We start from the raw sequence: 24,995 nt of genomic DNA on the forward strand, positions 1-24,995 counted from the left end.
CGCTTAAATGCGACCTAAACTGGCTAGAACGCTAACTGGAGGATGTCATGAGCAGCCGTACCACACCTGGCCGGACCGAAACAGACAGCATTGGCCCGATTGAAGTACCTGAAGACGCCTATTGGGGGGCCCAGACCCAGCGCTCACTGATCAATTTCGCCATCGGCCAGGAGCGGATGCCGCTGGCGGTGCTGCACGAACTGGCGCTTATCAAGAAAGCCGCTGCGCGGGTCAATGACCGCATTGGCGAGCTGCCGCAAGATATAGCCCGGCTTATTGAGCAAGCCGCCGACGAAATCATCGCCGGCCAGCACGACGACCAATTCCCCCTCGTGGTCTGGCAAACCGGTAGCGGCACGCAAAGCAACATGAACGTCAACGAAGTGATTGCCGGGCGCGCCAACGAGCTGGCCAGCGGCGAACGCGGTGGCAAAAGCCCGGTTCACCCGAACGACCATGTCAATCGCGCGCAAAGCTCCAACGACAGTTTCCCAACCGCCATGCACATTGCCACAGCCCGGGCGATTACCCAGCAACTGCTGCCGGCCATCGCCGAACTGTCGGGCGGGCTTGCCGAGCAGTCCGCGCGCCATGCCAAGCTGGTGAAGACCGGTCGCACCCATATGATGGATGCCACGCCGATCACCTTTGGCCAGGAGTTGTCCGCCTATGTCGCCCAGCTGGATTACGCCGAACGTGCTATTCGCGCTGCCCTGCCCGCAGTCTGTGAGCTGGCCCAGGGCGGCACAGCGGTGGGCACCGGCTTAAATTCGCCACCGGGCTTCAGCCAGGCAATCGCCGCGGAACTGGCGGCGCTCAGTGGATTGCCACTGACAAGCGCACCCAATAAATTTGCCGCGCTGGCCGGTCACGAACCCTTGACCAGCATGTCTGGTGCGCTGAAGACCCTGGCCGTGTGCCTGATGAAAATCGCCAACGACCTGCGCTTGCTGGGCTCTGGGCCTCGCGCCGGTTTTGCCGAGGTAAAATTGCCAGCCAACGAACCTGGCAGCTCGATCATGCCGGGCAAGGTCAACCCAACGCAGTGCGAAGCCTTGTCAATGCTGGCCTGCCAGGTATTGGGCAATGATGTCACCATCAGCTACGCCGCCAGTCAGGGCCACCTGCAACTGAACGTGTTCAAGCCGGTGATCATCCACAACATCTTGCAGTCGATCCGCTTGCTCGCCGATGGCTGCCGCAACTTTCAACAGCACTGCATCGCAGGCCTGCAACCCGATGCCCGGCAAATGGCCAAGCATCTCGATAATGGTTTGATGCTGGTGACCGCGCTCAACCCGCATATTGGTTACGACAAAGCCGCTGAAGTTGCAAAAAAGGCCTATCAAGACGGCACCACCTTGCGTGAGGCCGCAGTGGAACTGGGCCATTTAAGCGCTGAAGAGTTTGATCAGTGGGTTCGTCCGGAGAACATGCTGGAACCCCGACATGACTGAGCCAACCAAACGAGGCGCCACGCCCAACGAGGGTGACGGCAAACGCATCTTGATCATCCTGGGCACGCCGAAAAGCAACAGCCTGTGCCATGCCTTGAGCGATGCATACGCCCACGGCGCCCGTGGCGAAGGCCATGTTGTCCGCCTGCTGCGCCTTGGTGAGCTGAGCTTCGACCCGGTGCTGCACAACGGCTACGACAGCAGCCAGCAACTCGAACCAGACTTGATTGAGGCGCAAAGACAAATCCATTGGGCCGAGCACCTGCTGGTGGTTTATCCCGTCTGGTGGGGCGGGCAACCCGCTTTGTTGAGCGGTTTTTTCGAACGGGTGCTGACACCGGGTTTTGCCTTCAAATATCGCCCTGACTCACTGCTGTGGGATGAACTGCTGGACGGACGCACGGCCGATATCATGATTACGCTGGATACCCCGTCGTGGCACATGCCGTGGAAATATGGCGCGCCTGCCCATCATCAAGTCACCCGGGCCATTCTCAACAGCTGCGGAATAAAACCGGGGCGCCTGACCGAGTTCGCACCTATCCGCACCGCTTCCGAGGAGCAGCGCCTGGACTGGTTACGCAAAGCTGAAAACCTGGGTGCGCGCGTCTAACCGCCCAACCTGGACGTCATAAAACCGACGCCAAAATACCGATAAATCCAGATAAATCCTCGTTAAAACAACCGCTTATCGCCCAACAAGGCAAATTACCTATTGCCAGTTAGACTCATAAAACCCCATGCCCTTAAAAGAGCCTCTGAAGAAAGTAGCGCAGTCGTTTTCAGAGACCCCTTAGCCGAGGATAGACCCATGCTAGGCCAGCGCGCTATAGACCCCGGACCCGACATGCACTACCGCAGTGATCGCATCAGTTCGGTAAACGGACAGTACTTCTTTGCAACCCGTGAGGGCACACTCGAAGGCCCCTACTTCACCCGCGTTGATGCCGAGCATCAGATAGACCGCTACGTCCAGCGCATGATCCAGTCGCACCAGTTGATTGAAAGCCGGGCATTCTAACCCCTGCAAATCGCGACCCAAAAAAACCGCGCCTAGGCGCGGTTTATTTATTGCGGTCCGACTCGGACGATCAAGGCACCTTGATCAACCGGTGTAGGCCTCAAACAAGCCAGCCGCCCCCATGCCGCCTCCCACGCACATGGTCACCACGCCATAACGCACTTCACGGCGCTGAAGCTCACGGATCATATGCCCGACCAGTCGCGAGCCGGTCATGCCGAAGGGATGACCAATGGAGATTGAGCCGCCATTAACGTTGTACTTCTCGTTATCGATGCCCAGCTCGTCACGGCAATAAAGGCACTGTGAAGCGAAGGCCTCATTGAGTTCCCACAGGTCGATATCGGCAACCTGCAACCCCTTGGCTTTAAGCAACTTGGGCACTGCGTACACTGGCCCGATACCCATTTCATCAGGCTCACAACCCGCTACGGTGAAGCCTCGGAAATACGCCTTGGGCTTAAGGCCCAGTTCAAGGGCTTTATCCAGGCTCATGATCAAGGTCATCGAGGCGCCATCGGACAGCTGCGAAGCGTTGCCCGCAGTGACCGAACCGTCGTCGGCAAAAACCGGTTTCAAGCCTGAGAGGCTTTCCAGCGTGGTGTCCGGGCGGTTGCAATCATCGTAATCAACCACGCCTTCGACGATGGACTTCTCGCCAGTGGCTTTATCTTCGACCTGATAACTGACCTTCATCGGTACGATTTCATCAGCAAACAGCCCGGCTTTTTGCGCCTTTGCCGTGCGTTGCTGGCTTTGCAGGGCGAGAGCATCCTGGGCTTCGCGGCTGATGTTATAGCGACGCGCTACAACCTCGGCGGTGCGCCCCATCGGGTAATAAATCCCGGGCACATTTTCCTGCAGGATCGGATTGTAGAGATTGTCCATGTTGATGCTTTTCAGGGTCATGCTGATCGACTCAACACCGCCCGCAACGATAACGTCACTGCAGCCAGAAGCGATCTGGTTGGCGGCAATCGCAATGGATTGCAAGCCTGATGAGCAGTAGCGATTGAGCGTCATACCGGCCACATTCGTGCCCAAGCCAGACAGCACAGCCACGTTACGCCCAATGTTCATGCCCTGGGCGCCTTCATTCGAGCCCGCACCGACAATACAGTCGTCCACCAGTTGCGGGTCAATACCGGTGCGCTCAAGCAAAGCATTGACACAGTGCGCTGCCATATCATCCGGGCGGGTCATGTTGAATTTTCCACGGAATGACTTGGCCAGACCGGTTCTGACACTTTCAACAATCACGACTTCTCGCATAGCGGTTCTCCTTGAGAGCTTACAGGGCGGCGGTGGGCAGAGCCGCGTTAAGTCCCCTGAGCATAAGTTCGTACAATGCTTGTGCGCGACAATCATTCATCAGGCATATGCAAAAGCCTGGGGTTGCGCGAATAAAGCTTCGCACAAACCTTGGCTGGCTCAGGTTCAATCTTTGGCGAACGCGGCCTCAAGCGCATCATTGATGGTGCGTATCACCTTGACCCTGGCAAAGTGCTTGTTATTGGCTTCAACCAGGGTCCAGGGCGCTATGGAGGTGCTGGTGCGATCAACCATGTCTTCGACTGCATCTCGATACTGCGGCCACTTCTCGCGGTTGCGCCAATCGTCTTCGGTGATTTTGAAACGCTTGAACGGGATCTTCTCGCGCGCCTTGAAGCGTTCAAGCTGGGTGGCCTGGTCAATCGCCAGCCAGAATTTCACGACCACCGCCCCAGCCTCGACCAACTGCTCTTCAAAATCATTGATCTCGCCATAGGCACGCAACCAGTCGGCTGGCGACGCATAGCCTTCGACCCGTTCAACCAACACCCGGCCATACCAGGAACGGTCGAATACCGTGAATTTGCCGCGCACGGGTATGTGCCGCCAGAACCGCCACAAATACGGCTGCGCAAGCTCTTCATCAGTCGGCGCAGCAATGGGAACAATGCGGTATTGGCGGGGGTCAAGTGCTGCGGCCACGCGGCGGATCGCGCCCCCTTTACCTGCCGCATCATTACCCTCGAACACCGCCACCAGCGAGTGCTTGCGCATTTTTTTATTGCGCATCAAGCCCGATAAACGCGCCTGCTCTATCGCCAGTTGCTCCTTGTAGTCTTCCTTCTCCAACGCCTGGCTCAGGTTCAGGCTATCAAGCAGGCCATTGCCCTCAAGCGAGGCAGTCAGAGGCGCGGCGTGGGGTTGGGGGATAGGCCGGTCTTTACTTTTGAGCGCAGCCTGCAAGCCTTCCAGCAAGATACGGCCAACGGTTAGATTGCGGTAGTTTTCATCCACGCCCTCGACCACATACCAGGGCGCATAATCACGACTGCTGCGGCGCAGTACACGTTCACCGTAACGCACAAACTTGTCATAGGTTTTTGACTGCTGCCAATCCAGCGGGCTGATTCGCCAACTGTGCAGCGGATCATCCTGCAGAGTCTTGAGACGCACCTCCATCTGATCTTTAGACAGGTGAAACCAGAACTTGAAAATCAGCGCACCTTCATCGCACAGCATGCGCTCAAGGCTTTCAGCGCTGTCGATAGCCTGGTCCAGCGCGGCATTTTTCAAGCGTCCATGAACCCGTGCCTGGAGCATTTGGCTATACCAATTGCCAAACATGATGCCTATCCGGCCTTTGGCTGGCAGTTGCCGCCAATAGCGCCAGGCCGGTGGTCGCGCCAGTTCCTCGTCGGTCGGCTGATCAAAGGTACTGACCTCGATCAATCGCGGGTCCATCCATTCATTGAGCAGCTTGACGGTCTCGCCCTTGCCTGCGCCCTCTATTCCGTTGATCAGGATGATCACGGCAAAGCGCTTTTGCTGCTGCAATTCATATTGAGCCTCAAGCAGCGCCTCGCGCAGCGCGGGCTCGGCATCATCAAAGGTTTCCTTGTCTATAGTGCGACCAATCTCTGCGGACTCGAACATGTGCATCTCCCTGAACTTATCGCTTCAGACTAGCGGATTACAGCTGTTGCTGTCGCGAAGCTTTGCAGTTTTGTGGAGGGTCGCGGGCGATATTCGACGCCCAGATTCGGCTAGAATGCGCCACTGATTTCCCGGACTGACACCATGACTGAGCGAGCACAGCATTCAACCCAGCATCAGCAAGCAAAACTCGACTGGGATAGCCAGGGCCATCCGCTCTCTTCGGTGTTTGGTGATGTGTATTTTTCAGCGCAACAAGGGATCGCCGAAACGCAGCACGTGTTTTTGCATAACAACGCGCTTGAACAGCGCTTCAGCAACCTCGCGGCGCATCAACAACTGACCATTGCTGAAACCGGGTTTGGTACCGGGCTGAATTTTTTCTGCGCCTGGCAACTGTTTGAGCAACATGCCGTAGCCGGCGCCCGCCTGCACTTTGTCAGTGTCGAAAAATACCCGCTGAGCCGTGACGACCTGCAGCGGGCATTGAGCCTGTGGCCAGAGCTCGCAGCTTATAGCCAAGGGTTGTTGACTCAATATGTGGCGATTCATCCAGGCTTTCAGCGTTTGCAGTTCGACAATGGGCGCATCACCCTCGACCTGCTGATTGGTGATGCCTGCGAGATGCTCAGGCAACTGGATGCACGGGTCGATGCCTGGTTTCTCGACGGTTTTGCGCCAGCCAAGAACCCGCAAATGTGGTCCGCTGAACTCTTTGCCGAAATCGCCCGGCTGTCGAGCCCTGGGGCAACGCTTGGCTCCTTCACCAGCGCAGGCGATGTGCGCCGGGGCCTGAAAGAGGCGGGTTTTCAAATCAAGCGCGTGGCCGGTATTGGCGGCAAGTGGCATGTGCTCAAAGGCCAGTTTGTGGGGCTGCCTGAGCAGCCAGCAGCCCCCCTGAATCGGCAATCACCTAGCCCGGTTAAACCCTGGTTTGCCCGCCCCGTACTCAATGCCTCAAGCCGTCACGCCATGATTATTGGCGCGGGGCTTGCCGGTTGCGCCACCGCCGCCAGTCTCGCAGCCCGTGGCTGGCGGGTAAGCCTGCTGGAGCGCCATTCAGCGATAGCGCAAGAGGCATCCGGTAACCCGCAAGGTGTGCTGTATCTCAAGCTTTCCGCCCACGGCACTGCTCTATCGCGCTTGATCGTCAGTGGTTTTGGCTACACCCGCCGCCTGCTTGAACGCCTGGAGAAAGGCCAGCACTGGAACGACTGCGGCGTGTTGCAGCTGGCGTTCAATGCTCAGGAACACAAGCGGCAAAGCAAGCTGGCCGACGTATTTCCACAGGACCTGCTGCAACAGGTCGATCAATCAACGGCCGAGCAGTTGGCGGGCGTCCGGTTGCCAGCCGGCGGCTTGTTCTACCCTGAGGCGGGCTGGGTTCATCCTCCAGCCTTGTGCGAATTGCTAAGCGACCACCCAAACATCACCCTGCTCAGCCAGCACAATGCCCTGCAACTGCGTCGTACAGATAACCAGTGGCAAGCCTGGGATGGGGAGCGCCTACTGGCCAGCGCCGAAGTTGTGGTACTGGCCGGAGCTGCGGAAATCAAAGGCTTTGCATACAGCGCACAATTGCCGCTCAAGCGTATCCGTGGGCAGATCAGCAGCTTGCCACAAACCCCGCAAAGCAGTGCCTTGAGCACCGTTGTATGCGCTCAGGGCTATGTCGCCCCTGCTCGCCTGCAAGAACACACACTAGGCGCCAGTTTTGATTTTGACAGTGATGACCTGAGCCTCAACAGCGCAGACCATCTGGGTAATTTGCAGATGCTCGAAGAAATTTCCCCTGACCTGAGCAACCGCCTGGATATTGCGGAACAAGCCCCACAAACCCTGGCTGGACGCGCAGCATTTCGCTGCACCAGCCCAGACTATCTACCCATTGTCGGTCCGTTGGCTGATGAGCAGGCCTTTGTCGATAGCTATCAGGCGCTCAGCAAGGACGCCAGGCAAATACCAGACATCCCCTGCCCCTGGCTGGACGGCTTGTACATCAATAGCGGTCATGGTTCTCGCGGGCTGATTACCGCACCCTTGTCGGGCGAACTGATTGCCGCGTGGCTAAACGATGAGCCCTTGCCTGTGCCGCGTGATGTTGCAGAAGGCTGCCACCCGAATCGCTTTATGTTGCGCAAGTTGATCCGCAACTTGTGACGCCTGATGCATGGTAGACAAGCTGCGCGTTGTCGCACCCTACTCGTCTTCACAAAACTCGGCGGCGCGAAGCAAAGCGGCGGTCAGGTTGTGGCGCTCCCACTCGGGAATCGCCGCCAAACGCTGATTGAACTCGGGCGGCAACAATGATGGCGCGCGCTTTAACAGTTCCCGGCCTTGATCACTGATCAACAACCATTGGCGCCGACGATCCTGGTCGTCGCGCTGACGTTGCAACAAACCGCGCTCTTCCAGACGATCAAGTAAGCCAGACAAGGTTGCGGCGGTGAGACTCACTCGCCCGCTTAAATCACTTGCGGTTATCCGCGATTCTTTTTCCAGCACCTGCAGAACCATCAACTGCATCGGTGTCAAACCACCAAAGCGGCTCAGGCGCTTGGCATGCACTTCACCGGCCTGCTGCAAACGTCGCAGGGCTTGAAAAATCGGCATTTCAAATGCAACAACGGATGACAATTTGATTTCAGCTGAAACTTTTTTATCTGCCATTTATCTATCTACTTGTTGCCATAAACTTTGACATGAAAGCATTTTTTTGTTTTGGTGTAAAAGGTTTAGGACGCTCCGAAAACACAAACGAAACCGTTTTCAGGGCTCATCAGGCAACAGTAAACCACTCCCCAACGGCAATACCGGTAAGGACATATGTGCGGAATAGCTGGAGAACTACGCTTTGATAATCGACCGGCCGATTTGGCTGCAGTCGAACGAATTACCCATCATCTCGCCCCTCGCGGCCCAGATGCCCACGGCTTTCACAGCCAAGGCCCAATCGCCCTCGGCCACCGCCGACTAAAAGTCATGGACTTGGCGGAGGCTTCCGGGCAGCCCATGATCGACAGTGATCTTGGCCTGTCCATGGTCTTCAATGGCGCCATCTACAATTACCCCGAATTACGTGCAGAGCTTGAAACACTGGGCTATCGCTTTTTCTCGGGCGGTGACACTGAAGTGCTGATCAAGGGCTATCACGCCTGGGGCAAGGACATGCTGCCCAAGCTCAACGGCATGTTTGCCTTCGCCGTGTGGGAGCGTGACAGCCAAGAGCTGTTTATCGCCCGTGACCGTCTCGGCATCAAGCCGCTGTACATGTCGCGCACCGGCCAGCGCTTGCGCTTTGCATCGAGCCTGCCCGCCCTGCTCAAGGGCGGCGATATCAGCAACGCGCTCGACCCTATTGCGCTTAATCACTACCTCAATTTTCATGCGGTAGTGCCTGCACCACGCACCATTCTTGCGGGTGTCGAAAAACTGCCGGCGGCGAGCTGGATGCGCATTGATGCAAACGGCAAGTGCGAGCAGCAAAGCTGGTGGAAACTCGATTTCGGCCCACGCCCCGAGGAAATGAACTACAGCTTTGAAGACTGGCGCGACCAGGTCCTCAATGGCATGCGCGAGGCGGTTTCGATTCGTCAGCGAGCAGCAGTCGATGTGGGCGTTCTGCTTTCGGGCGGCGTTGATTCGAGCATGCTGGTTGGCCTGCTGCGTGAAGCAGGCGTGGAAAACCTATCGACCTTTTCGATCGGCTTCCAGGATGCCGGTGGTGAGCGCGGTGATGAATTCCAGTATTCGGACCTGATTGCCGAGCGCTTCGAGACCAATCACCATCAGTTGCGTATCGGCGAGAACGAGGTTCTCGATCAATTGCCAGCAGCCTTCCGCGCGATGAGCGAGCCGATGGTCAGCCATGACTGCATCGCGTTCTACCTGCTCTCCCGTGAAGTCGCCAAGCACTGCAAAGTGGTGCAAAGCGGCCAAGGCGCCGACGAGCTGTTCGCCGGTTACCACTGGTATCCATTGGTTGATGGCGCTGATGACCCGTTTAGCGCCTACCGCAAGGCCTTCTTTGATCGTGAGCACGACGAATATGCGGCCTGCGTGCAGCCTGCCTGGCTGACCGATGATCATGCAGGTGAATTTGTCCGCCAGCACTTCGCACAACCGGGCGCCAGTGCTGCTGTCGACAAAGCACTGCGCCTCGACAGCACGGTGATGCTGGTGGATGACCCGGTCAAACGAGTGGATAACATGACCATGGCTTGGGGCCTTGAGGCGCGTACGCCTTTCCTCGACTACCGTTTAGCTGAGCTGTCGGCACGCGTGCCTGGCCGTTTCAAGCTGCCAGATGGCGGCAAATACGTGCTCAAGGAAGCGGCACGCCAGGTAATCCCGGCTGAAGTGATCGACCGTAAAAAGGGTTACTTCCCTGTCCCCGGCCTCAAGCATCTTGAAGGCGCGACACTGGGCTGGGTTCGTGAGTTGTTGACCGACCCGAGCCAGGATCGCGGCGTGTTCAACCCGGCCATGCTCGATAAATTGCTAAGCAATCCCGATGGCCAATTGACCCCGCTGCGTGGCTCGAAGCTATGGCAAATGGCCGCACTCAATCTATGGCTCAGCGAACAGGGGCTGTAAATCGCGGTCAACACATAGTTGGTTTCACGTTAACCCGACTTACTGTCGGGTTAACGCTATTTTAATAAGCCGGAATCAATCCGGGCGATACGCAAAGCAAAGGAACAGTTCCAATGCGCGCCAATGTCTACAATCAACGCCTTCTTCGCGGCAAAGCCCCCACTTACGAACGCCTGCAAGCACGATTTGCCGAAGACCGCGAAACCCAACCCAGCGAACCTGTCGCAATACATTGTGGCTGGGGCCGACTGCTGATTGGTCATACCTTCCCCGATGCGGCCGCCTTGGCCGACGAACTGGTTACCGAGGAGCCCGGCGAGCGTGATATCGCGCTTTACGTTGCCGCCCCTCATCAAGTCCTGGCGCACGCACCGCAACAACTGTTTCTCGATCCGTCCGACACCTTGCGTATCTGGTTCTCTGACTACCGCCCGGCCCGTCGCGGCTTTCGTGGCTACGACATTCGCCGCGCTCAGAATGATGAAGATTGGCACGCCATCAACTGCCTCTACCAGTTGCACGGCATGCAACCGATCGACCCTGACAAACTCACCCCTTACGAACAAGGCGGCCCAACCTACTGGTTGGCTGAAGATCAAGACAGTGGCGCGGTCATTGGCAGCGTCATGGGCCTTAACCATTCAAGGGCTTATCGTGACCCGGAAAACGGCAGCAGCTTGTGGTGCTTGGCGGTTGATCCACACTGCTCGCGCCCCGGTGTGGGCGAAGTGCTGGTTCGTCACTTGATCGAGCACTCAATGAGTCGCGGCCTGAGCCACCTTGACCTGTCAGTGCTGCATGACAATAAACAGGCCAAGCGCCTGTACGCCAAGTTGGGCTTTCGCGAGCTACAGACCTTCAGCATCAAACGCAAAAACGGCATCAACCAGACCTTGTTTATCGGTCCCGGTCCGGAAAGCGAAATGAACCCTTATGCGCGGATCATCGTTGATGAAGCCATGCGCCGCGGTATTGAGGTCAATGTCGACGACGCTGAAGCCGGTCTGTTTACCCTCAACCACGGCGGGCGTCGCATTCGTTGCCGCGAATCGCTCACTGACCTGACCAGCGCCGTGAGCATGACCCTGTGCCAGGACAAACGCCTGACCCACCGTACCCTCAGCCGCGCAGGCTTGAGTGTGCCCGCCCAGCGACTCGCCGGGAGCGCTGAAGAGAATGCGGCGTTCCTGGCCACCCACAAGCGCGTGGTGGTCAAACCGGTCGACGGTGAACAAGGCCAGGGCGTGGCAGTCGACTTGCGCAGCCCGACAGAGGTCCATGATGCCATCGAGCGCGCCAAACCCTTTGATGAGCGGGTACTGCTCGAAAGCTTCCACGAAGGTTTTGACCTGCGCATCGTAGTGATTGGTTTTGAAGTAGTTGCCGCCGCGATTCGCTGCCCCGCTGAAATCATCGGCGACGGCCTGCATAGCATTGGCGACTTGATTGACTCACAAAGCCGCCGCCGCCAAGCCGCGACCGATGGGGAAAGCAAAATTCCCAAAGACGCTGAAACCCTGCGCACCCTTCAGGCGGCTGGCCTTGATTACGAAAGTGTCTTGCCGGCTGGCAAAAAAATGTTCGTGCGCAAAACCGCCAACCTGCATACCGGCGGCAGCCTTGAAGACGTGACGGACATCCTGCATCCGGTGCTCGCTGAGGCTGCAGTCCGCGCTGCCCGCGCACTCGATATCCCCGTGGTCGGGCTGGACCTGATGGTGCCAGCAGCCGATCAACCCGAGTATGTGTTTATTGAAGCCAACGAGCGCGCGGGGCTGGCCAACCACGAGCCACAACCCACCGCTGAGCGCTTTATCGATCTGTTGTTTCCGCTGAGTCGCGGCCTCAACTAAAGCTGCAGCAGGCGTGCAGTTGCACGCCTGTATTCAGGGCTCAGCGCTGATCCAGATCCTTTCACTTGCCAGGAGGCTTTAATGCAATCACTCCCAGAGCCAGACCTAGACTACCTGCAAAAAGTACTGCTCGAGATGCTCGCCATTCCCAGCCCAACCGGCTTCACCGACACCATAGTGCGCTATGTTGCCGAGCGCCTTGGTGACTTGGGCATTCCCTTCGAGATGACCCGTCGCGGCACCATTCGCGCCACGCTCAAAGGCAAGCGCTACAGCCCGGATCGGGCCATATCGGCGCATTTGGACACCATTGGCGCAATCGTTCGCGTGGTACAGGATAACGGCCGCTTGGGCCTGGCCCCAATTGGCCACTGGTCGAGCCGCTTTGCCGAAGGTAGCCGCGTCAGTGTTTTTACCGATCACGGTGTATTGCGCGGCAGCGTATTGCCGTTGCTCGCATCCGGGCACGCATTTAACACCGCAATCGATGAGCTGCCGGTTAGCTGGGATCATGTCGAGCTGCGCCTGGATGCAATTACCACCACTCGCGCAGACAGTGAGTGCCTGGGCGTGTCGGTCGGCGATTTCGTTGCCTTCGACCCACTGCCGGAGTTCACCGAAAGCGGTCATATCAGCGCCCGCCACCTTGATGACAAGGCCGGTGTTGCCGCCCTGCTCGCGTCCTTGAAGGCCATAGTCGAGAGCGGCATAGAGCCGCCAATTGACTGCCACCCGCTGTTCACCATCACGGAAGAAGTGGGTTCTGGCGCTGCGGGCGCCTTGCCTTGGGATGTCAGCGAGTTTGTCGGTATCGACATCGCGCCGGTTGCGCCTGGGCAGCAGTCAAACGAGCATGCCGTCAGCGTCGCCTTGCATGACTCCGGCGGCCCCTACGACTATCATCTGTCGCGCCAATTGCTGCGCCTTGCCGGTGAGAACGATATTCCAGTTCGCCGCGATCTGTTTCGCTACTACCACAGCGACGCGCAGTCTGCGGTAACTGCCGGCCATGATATCCGCACCGCCCTGCTGGCGTTCGGCTGCGATGCAACCCACGGTTATGAGCGTACCCATATTGATAGTCTGGCTGCGCTGACCAGACTGATCAGCGCTTACCTGCTCAGCCCGCCAGTTTTCGCCAGCGACGCCCAGCCCGCTGAAGGCTCGCTTGAACGCTTTAGCCATCAACTCGAACATGATGCGCAAATGGAAAGCGAAACACGCGTGCCTTGTGTCGACAGCCTGCTCAATACATTGGACAGCAAAGACAAGTAACAGCCAGACGCATGCTGGCGGTTGCTCAAGTGCAAGAGCTATGGTCAGCGGCGATGCCAAGGGTTAGCATCGCCGCTGTATTTCCAGCCGCTGATGGAGCGCTCAAGTGTTAATCCCCGCCACTATGCTGCAAGCCGAGACGCTGACCTTGCTGATCGAGGACTTCGTCACCCGTGACGGCACCGACAATGGCGATGAAACGCCGCTGGAGACTCGCGTGCTGCGCGTGCGCCGGGCGCTTGATAAAGGCGAGGCGGTGATCATCTTCGACCCGGAAAGCGAGCAGTGCCAACTGGCGATGAAGCGTGATGTGCCCAAGGAATGGCTCAATGATCTGGCTGACTCACTCGACTAGCCAGCACTCAAGGGCTGGAAAAGCGCGGCCCCAGCAATATCACCAGCGCTCCCGCAATACATAGCCCGGCACCAAGCCAATCACTCAGCAGTGGACGGCCCTTTTCAATCAGGCTCAGCCAAAGCAGCGACGCCACTATATAGACCCCGCCATAGGCCGCATAAGCACGCCCCGCATAGCTGGCTTCGATGCGAGTCAGCAGCAAGGCAAATAGCACCAAACTGGCCAGGCCCGGCAAAATCCACAGCGGGCTTTTACCCAGGCGCAGCCACATCCAGAATGCATAGCAGCCAGCGATTTCGAAGAGCGCTGCCATAAAGAACCACAGATAATTCAGCACGGAACTGCCTCGTTAGTTACGTCCGCCACCTTCGCGCTCCCAGGCGCAACGCACGCGCAAATCGCCCTCTTGCGGGCTATGGAAGTCGCCATCGGACTCCCAGCGGAAGGTATGGGTACCATTTAATTCAGTCTCAAGATGAACCACCGCACTGGCCCAGTACAAGCGCTTGAGCAAGGTCTCGAACTGCTCAATCCAGAGGCTCCACTCGTACTCGACCGACTTATAGCTCGCGCCGAAATGAATCACCTGGGTCTGGTACACACCTTCGCTCGGAACCTGGCAGCAGGAAAACATCTCACGCCCGAGCAAAGGCCAACAATCACTCGTTGGCAGCTCGCCCAGCACCTGTCGGTTTATTTGCCGACGCAAGCGACTTTCCAGCGCACTATCCGACGGCCAGTCGCGTATACAGCCATAAACGATCGACTCAGACTCCACACCGCCACTCCACAAAAACCAGGCTGCCTTCTATCACAGGCCGCAAGACGTGACAACGCAAAGCCTGCACCAATGGTGGAAGGGTAAAGCGTCTTCCACCCTACGGATGATGTAGGGTGTGACAACGCGAAGCTTGTCCACCAGAGACCGGCCTCAAGCAAATGCCCGAAGTAATCTCTGCACCAATGGTGGAAGGATGAAGCGTCTTCCACCCTACGGACGTTGTAGGGTGTGATAACGCGAAGCTTGTCCACCAGAGACCGGCCTCAAGCAAATGCCCGAAGTAATCTCTGCACCAATGGTGGAAGGATGAAGCGTCTTCCACCCTACGGACGTTGTAGGGTGCGACAACGCGAAGCTTGTCCACCAAACAAGCTTAAATGCGCTGCCAATGCTGGGAGGAAAAGCCGCATCCTTCCTACCGAGCTTGGCGGGCGCCGTGGCGCAAGAAACCGGCTATCACTGTCATCACCACGGCCATGCCCGTCATCATCGCAAATGGCATTTGGTACGAACCAGAAGCATCACGCACAAACCCGCTGATCACCGGCATCAAACTCCCGAAGCTATAGCCCATGAACAACATCATCGCAGTCCAACGACTCACGTCCAGCGGCGAACTGGCTTCATACAAGGGCAATACCAAAGACAAGGCAAAGGAACCACTAAGCGCAAAACCCAGCGCCACGGCCCACACTTCCGGGAAGAGCCTCGGCATAAAGGCGATCATTGCCAAGCACAGGGCCGATGTTGCGCCGCAGATCATCAACAATATGTAGCGATTGTTAAAACGCTGAGCCAACCAAGGCAACAGAAAGGCGCTGGGCAAGCCCATCAACATAATGGTGCCGAACAAGTTGTTGCTGTGCAGCAGACTCAAACCCGCCTCGTGATAACGAGCAACCGTCCAGGTTGCGATGGCATAGAACAGCCCCGCCTGCAGGGCAAAAAAGCCACTGATCAACCAGGCTCGTGGCTTGGCCCAAGGTAAGCATGCCGGCTGCTCGGCGGCGTCTTCGACTGTCTTAAGGTTTGGCACGAACAGCCATAACATAACGCCAGCAATGCCCAGCAACGCCCAAACAGCCAGGCCGCGCGACCAGTTATCGCCGAGCAATTGCGTAGCAGGTGCAGTCAGCACAGCGCCCGCCGCCCCGCCAATGGCCATGCTCAGCGAATACCAGGCGACAACCTTGCCCACACGACCAATAAAATGGCGCTTGATAAAGCCCGACAGCAACGGCCCGGCAATGGCGATTGCAGCGCCCATCACAACCGCACTGCCAATCAGAACGGCGGTCGAGTGACCGATCAAGCGAATCGATAAAGCCCCGGTGATGAGTAACAAGCACAGGGTAACGGTGCGCTCCAGACCAAAAAGTACCGCTAAACGTGGTGCAAATGGCGCCAACAAGCCCATGCATAAAACCGGCAGCGCCGTGGTCAAACTGATCACACTGCGGCTCAGCGCTAGCTCTTCGGCAATGCGCTCGATCAGCGGTGCGAGGGACGTAATGCCGGGGCGCAGATTGATCGCCGCAACAATCAGGGCAATCAGCAGCAAGGTCTTTGAGGCAGGCTTCACAGGGAGCGTCCAGTGTCGTCAACGTTAAGTGAGCACGCCACCCTAACGGCCAGCTTTGCATTGAGCAAGCATCAGCAGCAGATAACTGACTAAATAGTCAGATTATTTGTTTGTTTCTACAAAGAGGTCGAAGCGAGATCGTATACCGAGAAACAACTATTCAAATCAATGTAATATCGACCTATTTATGGCGATCAGCCTAGAAACCTTTGCGAGTAGCTTAAGCGGAGAAGCATTAATGCGGATTATTGTCACCGGCGGCGCGGGATTTATTGGCTCTGCTGTCGTTCGTCACTTGATTGAGAACACGCAGTGCGTCGTCGCCAACCTCGATAAGCTGACCTATGCAGGCAACCTGGAATCACTTGCCGAAGCCAAGGACTCACCACGCTACAGCTTTTATCAGGTCGATATCTGTGACAGCGCGGCATTGGATGCTGTATTTGCGCAGTTCAAGCCCAGCGCCGTGATGCACCTTGCAGCTGAGTCCCATGTCGACCGCTCGATTGACGGCCCTGCCGAGTTTATCCAGACCAATATTGTCGGCACATACAACCTGCTGGAAGCCACGCGCCGTTACTGGAATGCGCTGCCTGATGATGAAAAGCAAGGCTTTCGCTTTCATCACATCTCCACCGATGAAGTCTACGGCGACCTTGAAGGCACTGACGACCTGTTCACCGAAACCACCTCCTATGCGCCCAGCTCGCCCTACTCCGCCTCCAAGGCAAGCTCCGATCACCTGGTCCGCGCCTGGCAGCGTACATACGGCTTGCCGGTGCTGCTTACCAACTGCTCGAACAACTACGGCCCATACCATTTCCCGGAAAAACTGATTCCCCACGTCATTCTCAATGCATTCGCGGGCAAGCCTCTGCCGGTGTATGGCGATGGCTCGCAAATACGCGATTGGCTGTATGTTGAAGACCATGCTCGCGCCTTGGTTGAAGTAGTCAGCAAAGGCGCTGTAGGCGAGACTTACAATATTGGTGGCCACAATGAGAAGCGCAACCTTGAGGTTGTGGAAACCATTTGCGAGCTACTCGATGAGTTGGTGCCACAGGCTTCAGCCAAGAGCTATAAAGAGCTAATCACTTTCGTCAAAGACCGCCCCGGACATGATCTGCGCTACGCCATTGATGCGTCTAAAATAGAGCGCGAACTGGGCTGGACACCGCAAGAGTCTTTCGACAGCGGCCTGCGCAAAACCGTGCGCTGGTACCTCGATAACCAAGACTGGTGGCAGCGCGTGCTATCAGGTGACTATCGACTTGGCCGACTCGGCGCCGAAATCTAAATCATGTTGCGCGGCACCGAGCCCGCGTTAGTAAACAACCCAGTTTCGTACAGGACGTTTTTATGAAAGGTATCATCCTCGCTGGCGGTTCCGGCACACGCCTGCACCCCATTACCCGTGGCGTGTCCAAGCAACTGTTGCCGGTATACGACAAGCCCATGATCTACTACCCGCTGTCGGTGCTGATGCTTGCCGGTATTCGGGAAATACTGATTATCTCGACCCCCGAGGATTTACCACAGTTTCGTAAACTGCTCGGCAATGGCGAAGAGTTTGGCATTGAACTGAGCTACGCCGAACAGCCCTCACCTGACGGCTTGGCGCAGGCATTTATTATCGGCGAAAGCTTTATCGGCGACAGCAATGTCTGCCTGATTCTCGGCGACAATATCTTTTACGGTTATGGCTTTAGCGCAATGCTTAAAGACGCTGCGAGCCGGGCCAGCGGCGCCACGGTATTTGGCTACCATGTCAGCGACCCAGAACGCTTTGGCGTCGTTGAGTTCGACAACACAGGCAAGGCCATCTCCATCGAGGAAAAACCGTCAAAGCCCAAGTCCAACTACGCTGTGACGGGCCTGTATTTCTACGACAACTCAGTGGTCGAAATCGCCAAGAACGTGAAACCATCCGCCCGTGGCGAGCTTGAGATCACCGATGTCAACAACGCCTACCTGCAACGCGGCGACCTGCACGTCAGCATGTTTGGCCGTGGTTTCGCCTGGCTCGACACCGGCACCCATGATTCGCTGATGGAAGCCAGCCAGTTTGTGCATACCATCGAAATGCGCCAAGGGCTAAAAGTCGCTTGCCTGGAAGAAATCGCCTACCACCAGGGCTGGCTATCAGCCGAGCAATTATCTGCCCAGGCCCAAGCACTGAGCAAGACGGGCTACGGCCAGTACCTGAGCCGTCTGCTTGAACAGGAGAAAGCGCTGTGAAGGTTATAGAAACTGCACTGCCTGGCGTGTTGATCATTGAGCCAAAAGTATTTGGTGATCACCGCGGCTTCTTCCTCGAAAGCTTCCAGACCGAGCGCTATCGTGACGCCGGGATCGACCTACCCTTTGTTCAGGACAACCACTCGCGCTCGCAGCGCGGCGTCCTGCGTGGCCTGCATTTCCAACGCACGCGCCCGCAAGGCAAACTGGTCAGCGTCAGCCGTGGTTCGGTGTATGACGTAGCGGTTGATATCAACCCTGACTCGCCAACCTGCGGCCAATATGTTGGCGTTGAATTGAACGATGAAAACCATCGTCAACTCTGGGTGCCGCCAGGCTATGCTCACGGTTTTTGTGTGTTGAGTGAGGTTGCGGATTTTCAGTACAAATGTACTGACCTGTACTTCCCTGAAGACGAAGGTGGCCTGATCTGGAATGACCCCGAGGTCAATATCCCCTGGCCTATCGAGCAGCCTTTGCTATCAGGTAAAGACCAACTCAACCCGACGTTGCAACAACTCATCAAACAAAAGGGCTAAGCATGCGCGTTTTGATTACCGGCGCCCATGGCCAGGTCGGTCATGAGCTTGTTCGCCTTGCACCTGCAGGCTTTACCGCCATCGGTCTGGGCTCGGCTGAGCTTGATATCAGCAACCCAGATCAAGTCGCCAGCAAACTTAGCGAGCTCCAGCCGCAGCTGATCATCAATGCTGCGGCCTACACAGCAGTAGACAAGGCTGAAAGTGATAGCGAACTCGCTTATGCAGTCAACGCCAAGGGTGCCGAGAATCTAGCCACAGCAGCCGCCAAACTTGATGTTCCGTTATTACATATATCTACCGACTATGTATTCAGCGGTGACGCAAACAGCCCGTATAAAGAAACAGACCCAACCAACCCTACAGGCGTATACGGCGCTAGCAAGCTGGCAGGCGAACTGGCTGTGGCCAACCACTGTGCGCAACACATCATCATGCGCACGAGCTGGGTGTTTGGCGCCCATGGCAATAACTTTGTGAAAACCATGCTGCGCCTGGCGCAAAGCCGTGATGAACTGGGCGTTGTGGCCGATCAACATGGCTGCCCCACATCGGCAGCCAGCATCGCCAAAGCGCTTTGGGTATTAGCCAGCCAATACCGTAACAATGGCAACCTGAGCTGGGGCACTTATCACTTCAGCAACACGCCAGCGACAACATGGCATGGCTTCGCAGAAGAAATCTTCAGCCAAGCCGTTGAGCTTAAACAACTGCAGAAAGCGCCGAAGGTTAATCCAATCAACACAGTCGACTACCCAACACCAGCCCGCCGCCCTGCCTGGTCGGTAATGGATTGCAGCCTGATTGAAGAAAAGCTGACTATCGAGCAAAACGACTGGCGTGAGGAGCTAGCGGAAATGCTCAAGGAAATAGCAACTTTAACTTTAAAGTGACGCCTAATACCCCACACCTACCAGGTTGGCTACAGCAGCATAGGCTGAGTATCCTCACGCAACAAATTAATCCAAGGTTGATATGAACAAACAATCTTAGGACTCGGCGGTCAGCGTGGAATTTCTATAATTCTGGCGACTGGCAGGTTAAGGAATATTGCTGTAAAAAGCGCAAACAAATTTTGGCGTAAAGCCTTACAGAAATGTACGTGTTGGAGTACGCATGAAGCAGCAATCGGTGCAGCGAAATGACATACAGGGGCTCAGAGCTATCGCTGTACTTAGTGTAATTATTTATCATATAAATAAAGAGTGGTTGCCAGGTGGCTTCATCGGTGTAGATATCTTTTTTGTGATTTCAGGATTTCTGATTACAGGAATAGTATTACATCAACTTAAAAACAAAAGTTTTTCACTAAAAGCCTTCTACATATCTAGACTGAAACGAATTGTGCCTGCTTATATGGCACTATTGATAATAGTGACTCTCGTTGCTGCAGTTTTTCTGATCCCTAGAGATTTTGATAGTTACTGGGAAAGCCTCAAAGCTGCTGTTTATTTTAATAGCAACAATTTTTTTGCAAACCAACATGACTACTTTGCTCCTGCGGCATATGAATTCCCCTTGTTACATTTATGGTCGTTAGCAGTCGAAATGCAGTATTACTTATTACTTCCACTACTAATATTAGTTACCCCTAAAAATTTATTAAAATCATCAATTGTGTTAATTGCTGGTGGACTGACAATCTACAGCGCGAGGAAACTTTCAGCAGGGCTCCACCAGGAAGTGTATTTTTCACTTTTATCTAGAGTTCCTGAATTTTTGATTGGAGGTATATTTGCAGTTGGAAAAATAGGTGAGCGTTGGAAGCCGTCTACATCAAATGTAGCGGGAGCCATAGGCTTTGTACTTGTTGTATCTAGCTTTTGGCTCATTACTGAAAGAAGTGAATTTCCAGGCTTGCTCGCCTTACCACCTTGCGTCGGTGTAGCGCTCGTAATAGCTGCGCAAAACAGCTTAGTTAATAGGCTGCTATCAAATAGCATATTGGTTTGGATAGGTGCGCTTTCATATTCTCTATATCTATGGCATTGGCCCGTACTTGCGATGCTTCGCTATTTTGGCGGGGACTACATTTTGCCCACTCCAATGTTGACTTTTTTTGCTTTGCTTACTACTTTACTAGCTATCCTTTCTTATTATTTAATTGAGCTGCCATTTAGAAGTAAAAAAAATGTACACATTGTAATACCTACGTTCCTTGTGGTTGTGTTTATATCATCTGTCTTTATATCGAGCATCTTGAACTCTAAGCTGGTCACACCATTGAGGGTCGAATTGACTCGCTACGCCCCTGAAAACGGAATATGTCATGGCATGATCGTAGGCGATTGTATTCGAGGTGATCATTCTGCTAACAAGTTAATTCTACTTCTGGGAGATAGCCACGCAGCACAATTAAATTTTTTTGCTGATGAGCTCGGAAACCGTTTGCGCTCAAAAATAAAAGTAATCACAGCAAGCAGTTGCGTAACAATCGAGGGATTTGATATCGATAGGCTGCCACGGTGGGCTAGGGAACCGTGTCAAAAACAAATTCAGTTCACTAAATCTAATATTGATGCTGCTGACATCATTATTATTGCTGGCATGTGGCAATATCAGGCAGTTAGCACTGCCTTTCTAAAGGCATTGGACCGATTCATTAACAATGCCGCAATTAGGGGTAAGCCGGTCATCGTACTATCCCAAGTTCCAATGCTTCAAGCAGATGTTCAACGAGCATACAGATTCAGAGAGTTGGGCTTTAAAACCTCTGTTCAAATGAACAAGGATTGGGAAGCGGCTAATCAAAAAATCGAACTGCTTGTCGCGAAACACTCAAATGCGATTTTTTTGAATTTCTCAAAGCTACCCCTGTTCAGTGCACCGCCGTTTAATGACGGCACACTGATCTATAGAGATAATCACCACTTAAATGAGGTCGGATCAAGGAGATACGGAATAGCAGCGTCAAGCTCTATTGCGACCGCGATTGAGCTTCTGACGCGGCACCATTGACCTGACCGGGGTGACCTTTACAAGCTACTTCTGTAAACGCTCCATAAACCCCAAGTTTAAAAGGTTGGGCCTATGGAGCGTTTATAATTAATAAAGCAAACTGCACATCTTAATAGATAGAACGCACCAGCGCCCCAAAAAAAATTAAAGCATAGACTACAGAGCAGCAAGAATCGAGCAACGATAGTTAGACCGTGAATCAAGACTATATTTTATTAAACAGATACAACTTTCTTACACAATAAAGTTTTAGCCTTTTATTATATCGGTATAAAGCTCCCTATCAGACTGGGTTGTAAAATGACTATTATGCCAAAGCAAAGTAAAGCATCCACTCATTTGTCTACAGTATGTTTTCAGCTTAATAATTTCATTCATAGCACTTTCACTATAACCTAAGTTCATGTAGCGGCTGGAAATAACCGTGCACTCCATGACAATTAATGGCCTAATACGTATTTTCAATAACTTCTGTGTAACCGGGTTGAAACTAGGATATTCAAAGCATGTGCCACAACGAAAGCCTGGTAAATCAGCGTAGCCCAATGTTGAGTCGTAGCTCAAACCTGCGTCACTCAACGCTTGCAATGTACCTGGATGCTTCCAGCGCAGATAGTGCATACGTCCACCGAGATTTTCTTGATGTATTCCTTCTTCATTCATAACTTTCCGTAAACGCTGAGCCTCTAACAAAATTAACTCAGGCTTGTTGAAAGTCCCATAACTTGGGTGAAGCCCGACCTCATGTCCCCTCAAATGAATGCGGCGTAGTAGCTCACGAATAGCACTGTGTTCTAGTTCGTAATCAGCATCAACATTAGAGGTACGGCCACATATAAAATAAAACGCACTCACAAGATTATGATCTTCTGATATGCTCATAATCCAGTCAAATGTATTGTATGAATCTGCCGAATGTAATTTATTTTTACTATTAAGTCGTATCAGCGGCGCAGTAAATATGCTCTTATAATTATTACATCGCAACAGATCGCCAACCATTTTCCTAGGCATATTTGCGAACGAGCAAAATCCATAGCGACTGGGGGCATCCACGTCATGCGAAACTAGCATTGAAAACTGATGTTGTTTACATCTAAGCTCTGGCCATTGGCGCTGTATGACTTGCCCCAGCAAGTGAAGCCATTCATCCACAACAGGGCGGTCTAAATATTTGTGATTGTATGCGTGCGAGTGAATTGCAGGAAAGCGCCCATGAGAATCTAGTTTGTCACTATCGATTTCCTCAATCCGATTCAGCGCCCAATATGTTAAACCCAATATATCATATTGAATTACATGGTGATCTTTCTTTTGTACTATTAATGGCTTCGGAAGTACGCTCACCCCTGGAGCAGGTAATGGCTTCCCTACTTTACTTATCCAACCCTCACTAACTCCATCCCATTGAGTGTACGGCACATATGCTTGAGGTGTGCGAAAGACGTTTTTGGGCTTAGAGAAAAGAATATAACTCCCAGCTATTTCTTTAATATATATCGCCAAGCCTGAGTCGCTATGTTGGATGAAAAATTTAAGACCAAATCTTTCTTCAAGCACAAGTGAAAGCCAAGCTAGAGCACTCTTTGAGTAAAATATATTGCTATCCAATTTTATATAACCTATTTTCTAACTGCGTTTTTATCAAAAATCATTTTATTTTCAACCTGGATTTTATTGATATTTTTGTTAACTGTCATTTTTTATGAGCCAAATGGAAAATATTGCTTTTCCCTACGACCTCCACTACCCCTATCAAAGTATGGAGAAATAGCAAATCATCTAATCTGACCTACAAACAACCGGCAAGACGCGGGCGCTAGCCTTTACCTTTTGCGCTTTGGTAATGCGATGGGCAACCGCCGAAATCATATGCAGAAGCACCTGAACTACCGGATAACTAGAGATGGACCACAAACTAGACATGTAAACGCATAGTATGAATAAAGTCCGAAAACTTATAATGTAAGAAGATAACCGAAATTGTCGATCAATGGAATACAGGTATATGACCTCGCAAAAGACCACGGCCTTTCGGCTATAGCTTCCAGTGAATGCAGTGAATGGCTGGAGTTAGCTCCGATCATTCGGGTGGGTGATATTGCTCCAGCTGAATTATCCCATGGTTATACTGAGCAGCACTACTCACAGCACAACAAGGCGAACTCCAAATGCAAAATCGCATCATGATTACAGGAGCGGGCTCAGGCTTAGGTCGTGAAATGGCATTGCGCTGGGCACGCGAAGGCTGCTTGCTTGCTATGTCAGATGTAAATGAAGAAGGACTTATTGAAACGCTTGAGCTCGCTCGTAAAAAGGGCGGGGATGGCTTTATACAAATTTGTGATGTGCGTGATTACAGTCAGCTGACAGCCCTATCTCAAGCCTGTGAAGCGAAATTCGGTGGTATTGACATGATAATCAATAATGCCGGTGTCGCTTCGGGAGGCTTCTTTGATGAGATATCTTTAGAAGACTGGGATTGGCAAATTTCTATCAACTTAATGGGTGTTGTTAAAGGCTGTAAAGCTTTCTTGCCTTTACTTAAAAAAAGCAGAGGTAAAATAATCAATATTGCATCTATGGCTGCAATTATGCAAGGCCCTGCGATGAGCAACTACAACGTAGCTAAGGCCGGAGTTGTTGCATTATCTGAGAGTTTATTAATTGAACTAAATTCTTTTGGTATTAGCGTACACGTAGTTTGCCCTTCATTCTTTAAAACGAACCTACTAGACTCGTTCCGTGGCCCTACGGCCGCGATAAAAGAGCAGGTAGGAAAGCTGCTCGAAAGCTCACCTATTAGTGCTCAAGAGATCGCCGACTATATCTATGAGCATGTAGCACAAGGTAAGTTTATTATCCTGCCACATGAACAAGGACGTCTGGCATCAACCCTAAAACAGCAGAACCCGCAACTAATCTACGATGAAATGATTAAGATGACTGAAAAAATGCGTGCCAAGAGCAATTGAGCAGTAAGCAAGCGGGAGAAAAAGCATCAAGTTTTCCTTGCTGACTCAATACTCAAAACCATAGGCGATTTGTATTCATCAGTTCATGCATGAGATCGATGTTCAGCACATTCAGGAATATAAAAGGGTGAGGGCAATACCTCACCCGTAAGTACGCTAGTAGAGTTTATGCTTAACAACGTGATGCTGTTAATAATGAACGATATGATGGAAGTCTCGAAATCGAGGTTATCTGTACTGCGATCAATGACATATCGCCAGTTATGCGAAAGAATATGAATTATGGCCGAGGTTAGGAAATATTGCAGCATACTAAGATAATCTAGAAAACCAGCACTGCAATACTCTTCTACGATTTCCCTTCCCCCTCGCAGCGTGGCGACATTGAAATACTAAAACCTGAACCAACATGTTAGTTCACGAATAGCAAAATCTAG

21 protein-coding genes are annotated in these 24,995 nt (G+C 53.5%); 14 read left to right on the top strand and 7 right to left on the bottom strand.

Translation table 11 applies throughout. The features are described 5' to 3' along the window. Nucleotides 1–47: 47 nt before the first annotated feature. From AACY26_RS07515 to AACY26_RS07525, 3 genes are all read left to right on the top strand, one after another. Nucleotides 48–1,457 (top strand): class II fumarate hydratase, encoded by a 1,410-nt coding sequence (locus tag AACY26_RS07515; protein WP_339512567.1) that lies wholly within the window; start codon nucleotides 48–50, stop codon nucleotides 1,455–1,457. After that, nucleotides 1,450–2,070 (top strand): NAD(P)H-dependent oxidoreductase, encoded by a 621-nt coding sequence (locus AACY26_RS07520; RefSeq protein ID WP_339512569.1) that lies wholly within the window; start codon nucleotides 1,450–1,452, stop codon nucleotides 2,068–2,070. The genes AACY26_RS07515 and AACY26_RS07520 overlap by 8 nt, the downstream gene beginning before the upstream one ends. A gap of 198 nt (nucleotides 2,071–2,268) precedes the next feature. Next, on the top strand, nucleotides 2,269–2,478 hold the full coding sequence (locus tag AACY26_RS07525; RefSeq protein ID WP_339512571.1) for a DUF6316 family protein: 210 nt from the start codon (nucleotides 2,269–2,271) through the stop codon (nucleotides 2,476–2,478). Between the two features lie 84 nt (nucleotides 2,479–2,562). On the opposite strand, the gene AACY26_RS07530 is transcribed toward AACY26_RS07525, so the two are convergent. Continuing rightward, on the bottom strand, nucleotides 2,563–3,750 hold the full coding sequence (locus AACY26_RS07530; RefSeq protein ID WP_339512573.1) for a thiolase family protein: 1,188 nt from the start codon (nucleotides 3,748–3,750) through the stop codon (nucleotides 2,563–2,565). A 165-nt stretch (nucleotides 3,751–3,915) separates the two neighbouring features. Beyond that, nucleotides 3,916–5,403, bottom strand: coding sequence for a polyphosphate:AMP phosphotransferase (pap, locus tag AACY26_RS07535; RefSeq protein ID WP_339512575.1), 1,488 nt, complete (start codon nucleotides 5,401–5,403; stop codon nucleotides 3,916–3,918). 144 nt (nucleotides 5,404–5,547) lie between these two features. Between pap and mnmC the strand changes: the two genes are divergently transcribed. Then, nucleotides 5,548–7,563, top strand: coding sequence for a bifunctional tRNA (5-methylaminomethyl-2-thiouridine)(34)-methyltransferase MnmD/FAD-dependent 5-carboxymethylaminomethyl-2-thiouridine(34) oxidoreductase MnmC (gene mnmC / locus AACY26_RS07540; protein WP_339512577.1), 2,016 nt, complete (start codon nucleotides 5,548–5,550; stop codon nucleotides 7,561–7,563). Between the two features lie 39 nt (nucleotides 7,564–7,602). Here mnmC and AACY26_RS07545 read toward each other — a convergent pair whose 3' ends face one another. Next, on the bottom strand, nucleotides 7,603–8,073 hold the full coding sequence (locus AACY26_RS07545; protein ID WP_010483335.1) for a MarR family winged helix-turn-helix transcriptional regulator: 471 nt from the start codon (nucleotides 8,071–8,073) through the stop codon (nucleotides 7,603–7,605). A 156-nt stretch (nucleotides 8,074–8,229) separates the two neighbouring features. Here AACY26_RS07545 and AACY26_RS07550 point away from each other — a divergent pair, with 156 nt between their 5' ends. The 4 genes from AACY26_RS07550 (at nucleotide 8,230) to AACY26_RS07565 (ending at nucleotide 13,482) form a co-directional block, all read left to right on the top strand. Then, nucleotides 8,230–9,999, top strand: coding sequence for an N-acetylglutaminylglutamine amidotransferase (locus AACY26_RS07550; RefSeq protein ID WP_339512580.1), 1,770 nt, complete (start codon nucleotides 8,230–8,232; stop codon nucleotides 9,997–9,999). A gap of 113 nt (nucleotides 10,000–10,112) precedes the next feature. Then, a complete protein-coding gene (gene ngg, locus AACY26_RS07555; protein WP_339512582.1) occupies nucleotides 10,113–11,852 on the top strand; it encodes an N-acetylglutaminylglutamine synthetase in 1,740 nt (579 codons plus the stop codon). A gap of 81 nt (nucleotides 11,853–11,933) precedes the next feature. After that, nucleotides 11,934–13,127, top strand: a complete 1,194-nt coding sequence (locus tag AACY26_RS07560) for an osmoprotectant NAGGN system M42 family peptidase (RefSeq protein WP_339512584.1) — start codon at nucleotides 11,934–11,936, stop codon at nucleotides 13,125–13,127. 106 nt (nucleotides 13,128–13,233) lie between these two features. Further along, nucleotides 13,234–13,482 carry a YheU family protein gene (locus AACY26_RS07565; RefSeq protein WP_339512586.1) on the top strand — a complete coding sequence of 83 codons (249 nt, stop codon included), beginning with the start codon at nucleotides 13,234–13,236 and terminating at the stop codon, nucleotides 13,480–13,482. 7 nt (nucleotides 13,483–13,489) lie between these two features. Here the strand turns inward: AACY26_RS07565 and AACY26_RS07570 are convergent, their stop codons facing one another. The 3 genes from AACY26_RS07570 to AACY26_RS07580 all read right to left on the bottom strand — a co-directional run bounded on the left by AACY26_RS07570 (nucleotide 13,490) and on the right by AACY26_RS07580 (nucleotide 15,848). Beyond that, complete coding sequence (locus AACY26_RS07570; protein ID WP_339512588.1) at nucleotides 13,490–13,822, bottom strand: YnfA family protein; 333 nt, start codon at nucleotides 13,820–13,822, stop codon at nucleotides 13,490–13,492. 12 nt (nucleotides 13,823–13,834) lie between these two features. Beyond that, nucleotides 13,835–14,263 (bottom strand): hypothetical protein, encoded by a 429-nt coding sequence (locus AACY26_RS07575; RefSeq protein WP_339512590.1) that lies wholly within the window; start codon nucleotides 14,261–14,263, stop codon nucleotides 13,835–13,837. Nucleotides 14,264–14,681: 418 nt separating this feature from the next. Further along, a complete protein-coding gene (locus tag AACY26_RS07580) occupies nucleotides 14,682–15,848 on the bottom strand; it encodes an MFS transporter (protein ID WP_339512592.1) in 1,167 nt (388 codons plus the stop codon). A gap of 238 nt (nucleotides 15,849–16,086) precedes the next feature. Here AACY26_RS07580 and rfbB point away from each other — a divergent pair, with 238 nt between their 5' ends. The 5 genes from rfbB (at nucleotide 16,087) to AACY26_RS07605 (ending at nucleotide 21,583) form a co-directional block, all read left to right on the top strand. Beyond that, nucleotides 16,087–17,145, top strand: a complete 1,059-nt coding sequence (gene rfbB / locus AACY26_RS07585) for a dTDP-glucose 4,6-dehydratase (protein WP_339512594.1) — start codon at nucleotides 16,087–16,089, stop codon at nucleotides 17,143–17,145. Between the two features lie 62 nt (nucleotides 17,146–17,207). After that, nucleotides 17,208–18,086 carry a glucose-1-phosphate thymidylyltransferase RfbA gene (rfbA, locus tag AACY26_RS07590; protein WP_339512596.1) on the top strand — a complete coding sequence of 293 codons (879 nt, stop codon included), beginning with the start codon at nucleotides 17,208–17,210 and terminating at the stop codon, nucleotides 18,084–18,086. Then, the gene (rfbC, locus tag AACY26_RS07595) at nucleotides 18,083–18,625 is read left to right on the top strand and encodes a dTDP-4-dehydrorhamnose 3,5-epimerase (RefSeq protein WP_339512598.1); all 543 of its coding nucleotides are present in this window, start codon (nucleotides 18,083–18,085) and stop codon (nucleotides 18,623–18,625) included. The genes rfbA and rfbC overlap by 4 nt, the downstream gene beginning before the upstream one ends. 2 nt (nucleotides 18,626–18,627) lie before the next feature. Beyond that, entirely contained in the window at nucleotides 18,628–19,518 is an 891-nt protein-coding gene (gene rfbD, locus AACY26_RS07600) for a dTDP-4-dehydrorhamnose reductase (RefSeq protein WP_339512600.1), read from the top strand. 223 nt (nucleotides 19,519–19,741) lie between these two features. Beyond that, nucleotides 19,742–21,583 (top strand): acyltransferase family protein, encoded by a 1,842-nt coding sequence (locus tag AACY26_RS07605; RefSeq protein ID WP_339512602.1) that lies wholly within the window; start codon nucleotides 19,742–19,744, stop codon nucleotides 21,581–21,583. Nucleotides 21,584–21,832: 249 nt separating this feature from the next. Here AACY26_RS07605 and AACY26_RS07610 read toward each other — a convergent pair whose 3' ends face one another. Beyond that, nucleotides 21,833–23,194, bottom strand: coding sequence for a polysaccharide deacetylase family protein (locus AACY26_RS07610; RefSeq protein WP_339512603.1), 1,362 nt, complete (start codon nucleotides 23,192–23,194; stop codon nucleotides 21,833–21,835). Between the two features lie 560 nt (nucleotides 23,195–23,754). Between AACY26_RS07610 and AACY26_RS07615 the strand changes: the two genes are divergently transcribed. Continuing rightward, nucleotides 23,755–24,558, top strand: a complete 804-nt coding sequence (locus AACY26_RS07615) for an SDR family oxidoreductase (RefSeq protein WP_339512604.1) — start codon at nucleotides 23,755–23,757, stop codon at nucleotides 24,556–24,558. The last annotated feature ends 437 nt before the right edge of the window (nucleotides 24,559–24,995 follow it).

This window comes from Pseudomonas sp. RL_15y_Pfl2_60 (assembly GCF_963970595.1).
In the GTDB taxonomy this organism is placed as follows: Bacteria; Pseudomonadota; Gammaproteobacteria; order Pseudomonadales; family Pseudomonadaceae; genus Aquipseudomonas.

Coding starts and splice junctions, on each gene's coding strand:
- AACY26_RS07615 (WP_339512604.1), top strand. CDS start 23,755: ATGCAAAATCGCATCATGATTACAGGAGCGGGCTCAGGCTTAGGTCGT.
- ngg (WP_339512582.1), top strand. CDS start 10,113: ATGCGCGCCAATGTCTACAATCAACGCCTTCTTCGCGGCAAAGCCCCC.
- AACY26_RS07605 (WP_339512602.1), top strand. CDS start 19,742: ATGAAGCAGCAATCGGTGCAGCGAAATGACATACAGGGGCTCAGAGCT.
- rfbA (WP_339512596.1), top strand. CDS start 17,208: ATGAAAGGTATCATCCTCGCTGGCGGTTCCGGCACACGCCTGCACCCC.
- AACY26_RS07520 (WP_339512569.1), top strand. CDS start 1,450: ATGACTGAGCCAACCAAACGAGGCGCCACGCCCAACGAGGGTGACGGC.
- AACY26_RS07550 (WP_339512580.1), top strand. CDS start 8,230: ATGTGCGGAATAGCTGGAGAACTACGCTTTGATAATCGACCGGCCGAT.
- pap (WP_339512575.1), bottom strand. CDS start 5,403: ATGTTCGAGTCCGCAGAGATTGGTCGCACTATAGACAAGGAAACCTTT.
- AACY26_RS07515 (WP_339512567.1), top strand. CDS start 48: ATGAGCAGCCGTACCACACCTGGCCGGACCGAAACAGACAGCATTGGC.
- AACY26_RS07545 (WP_010483335.1), bottom strand. CDS start 8,073: ATGGCAGATAAAAAAGTTTCAGCTGAAATCAAATTGTCATCCGTTGTT.
- rfbB (WP_339512594.1), top strand. CDS start 16,087: ATGCGGATTATTGTCACCGGCGGCGCGGGATTTATTGGCTCTGCTGTC.
- mnmC (WP_339512577.1), top strand. CDS start 5,548: ATGACTGAGCGAGCACAGCATTCAACCCAGCATCAGCAAGCAAAACTC.
- AACY26_RS07560 (WP_339512584.1), top strand. CDS start 11,934: ATGCAATCACTCCCAGAGCCAGACCTAGACTACCTGCAAAAAGTACTG.
- AACY26_RS07530 (WP_339512573.1), bottom strand. CDS start 3,750: ATGCGAGAAGTCGTGATTGTTGAAAGTGTCAGAACCGGTCTGGCCAAG.
- rfbD (WP_339512600.1), top strand. CDS start 18,628: ATGCGCGTTTTGATTACCGGCGCCCATGGCCAGGTCGGTCATGAGCTT.
- AACY26_RS07525 (WP_339512571.1), top strand. CDS start 2,269: ATGCTAGGCCAGCGCGCTATAGACCCCGGACCCGACATGCACTACCGC.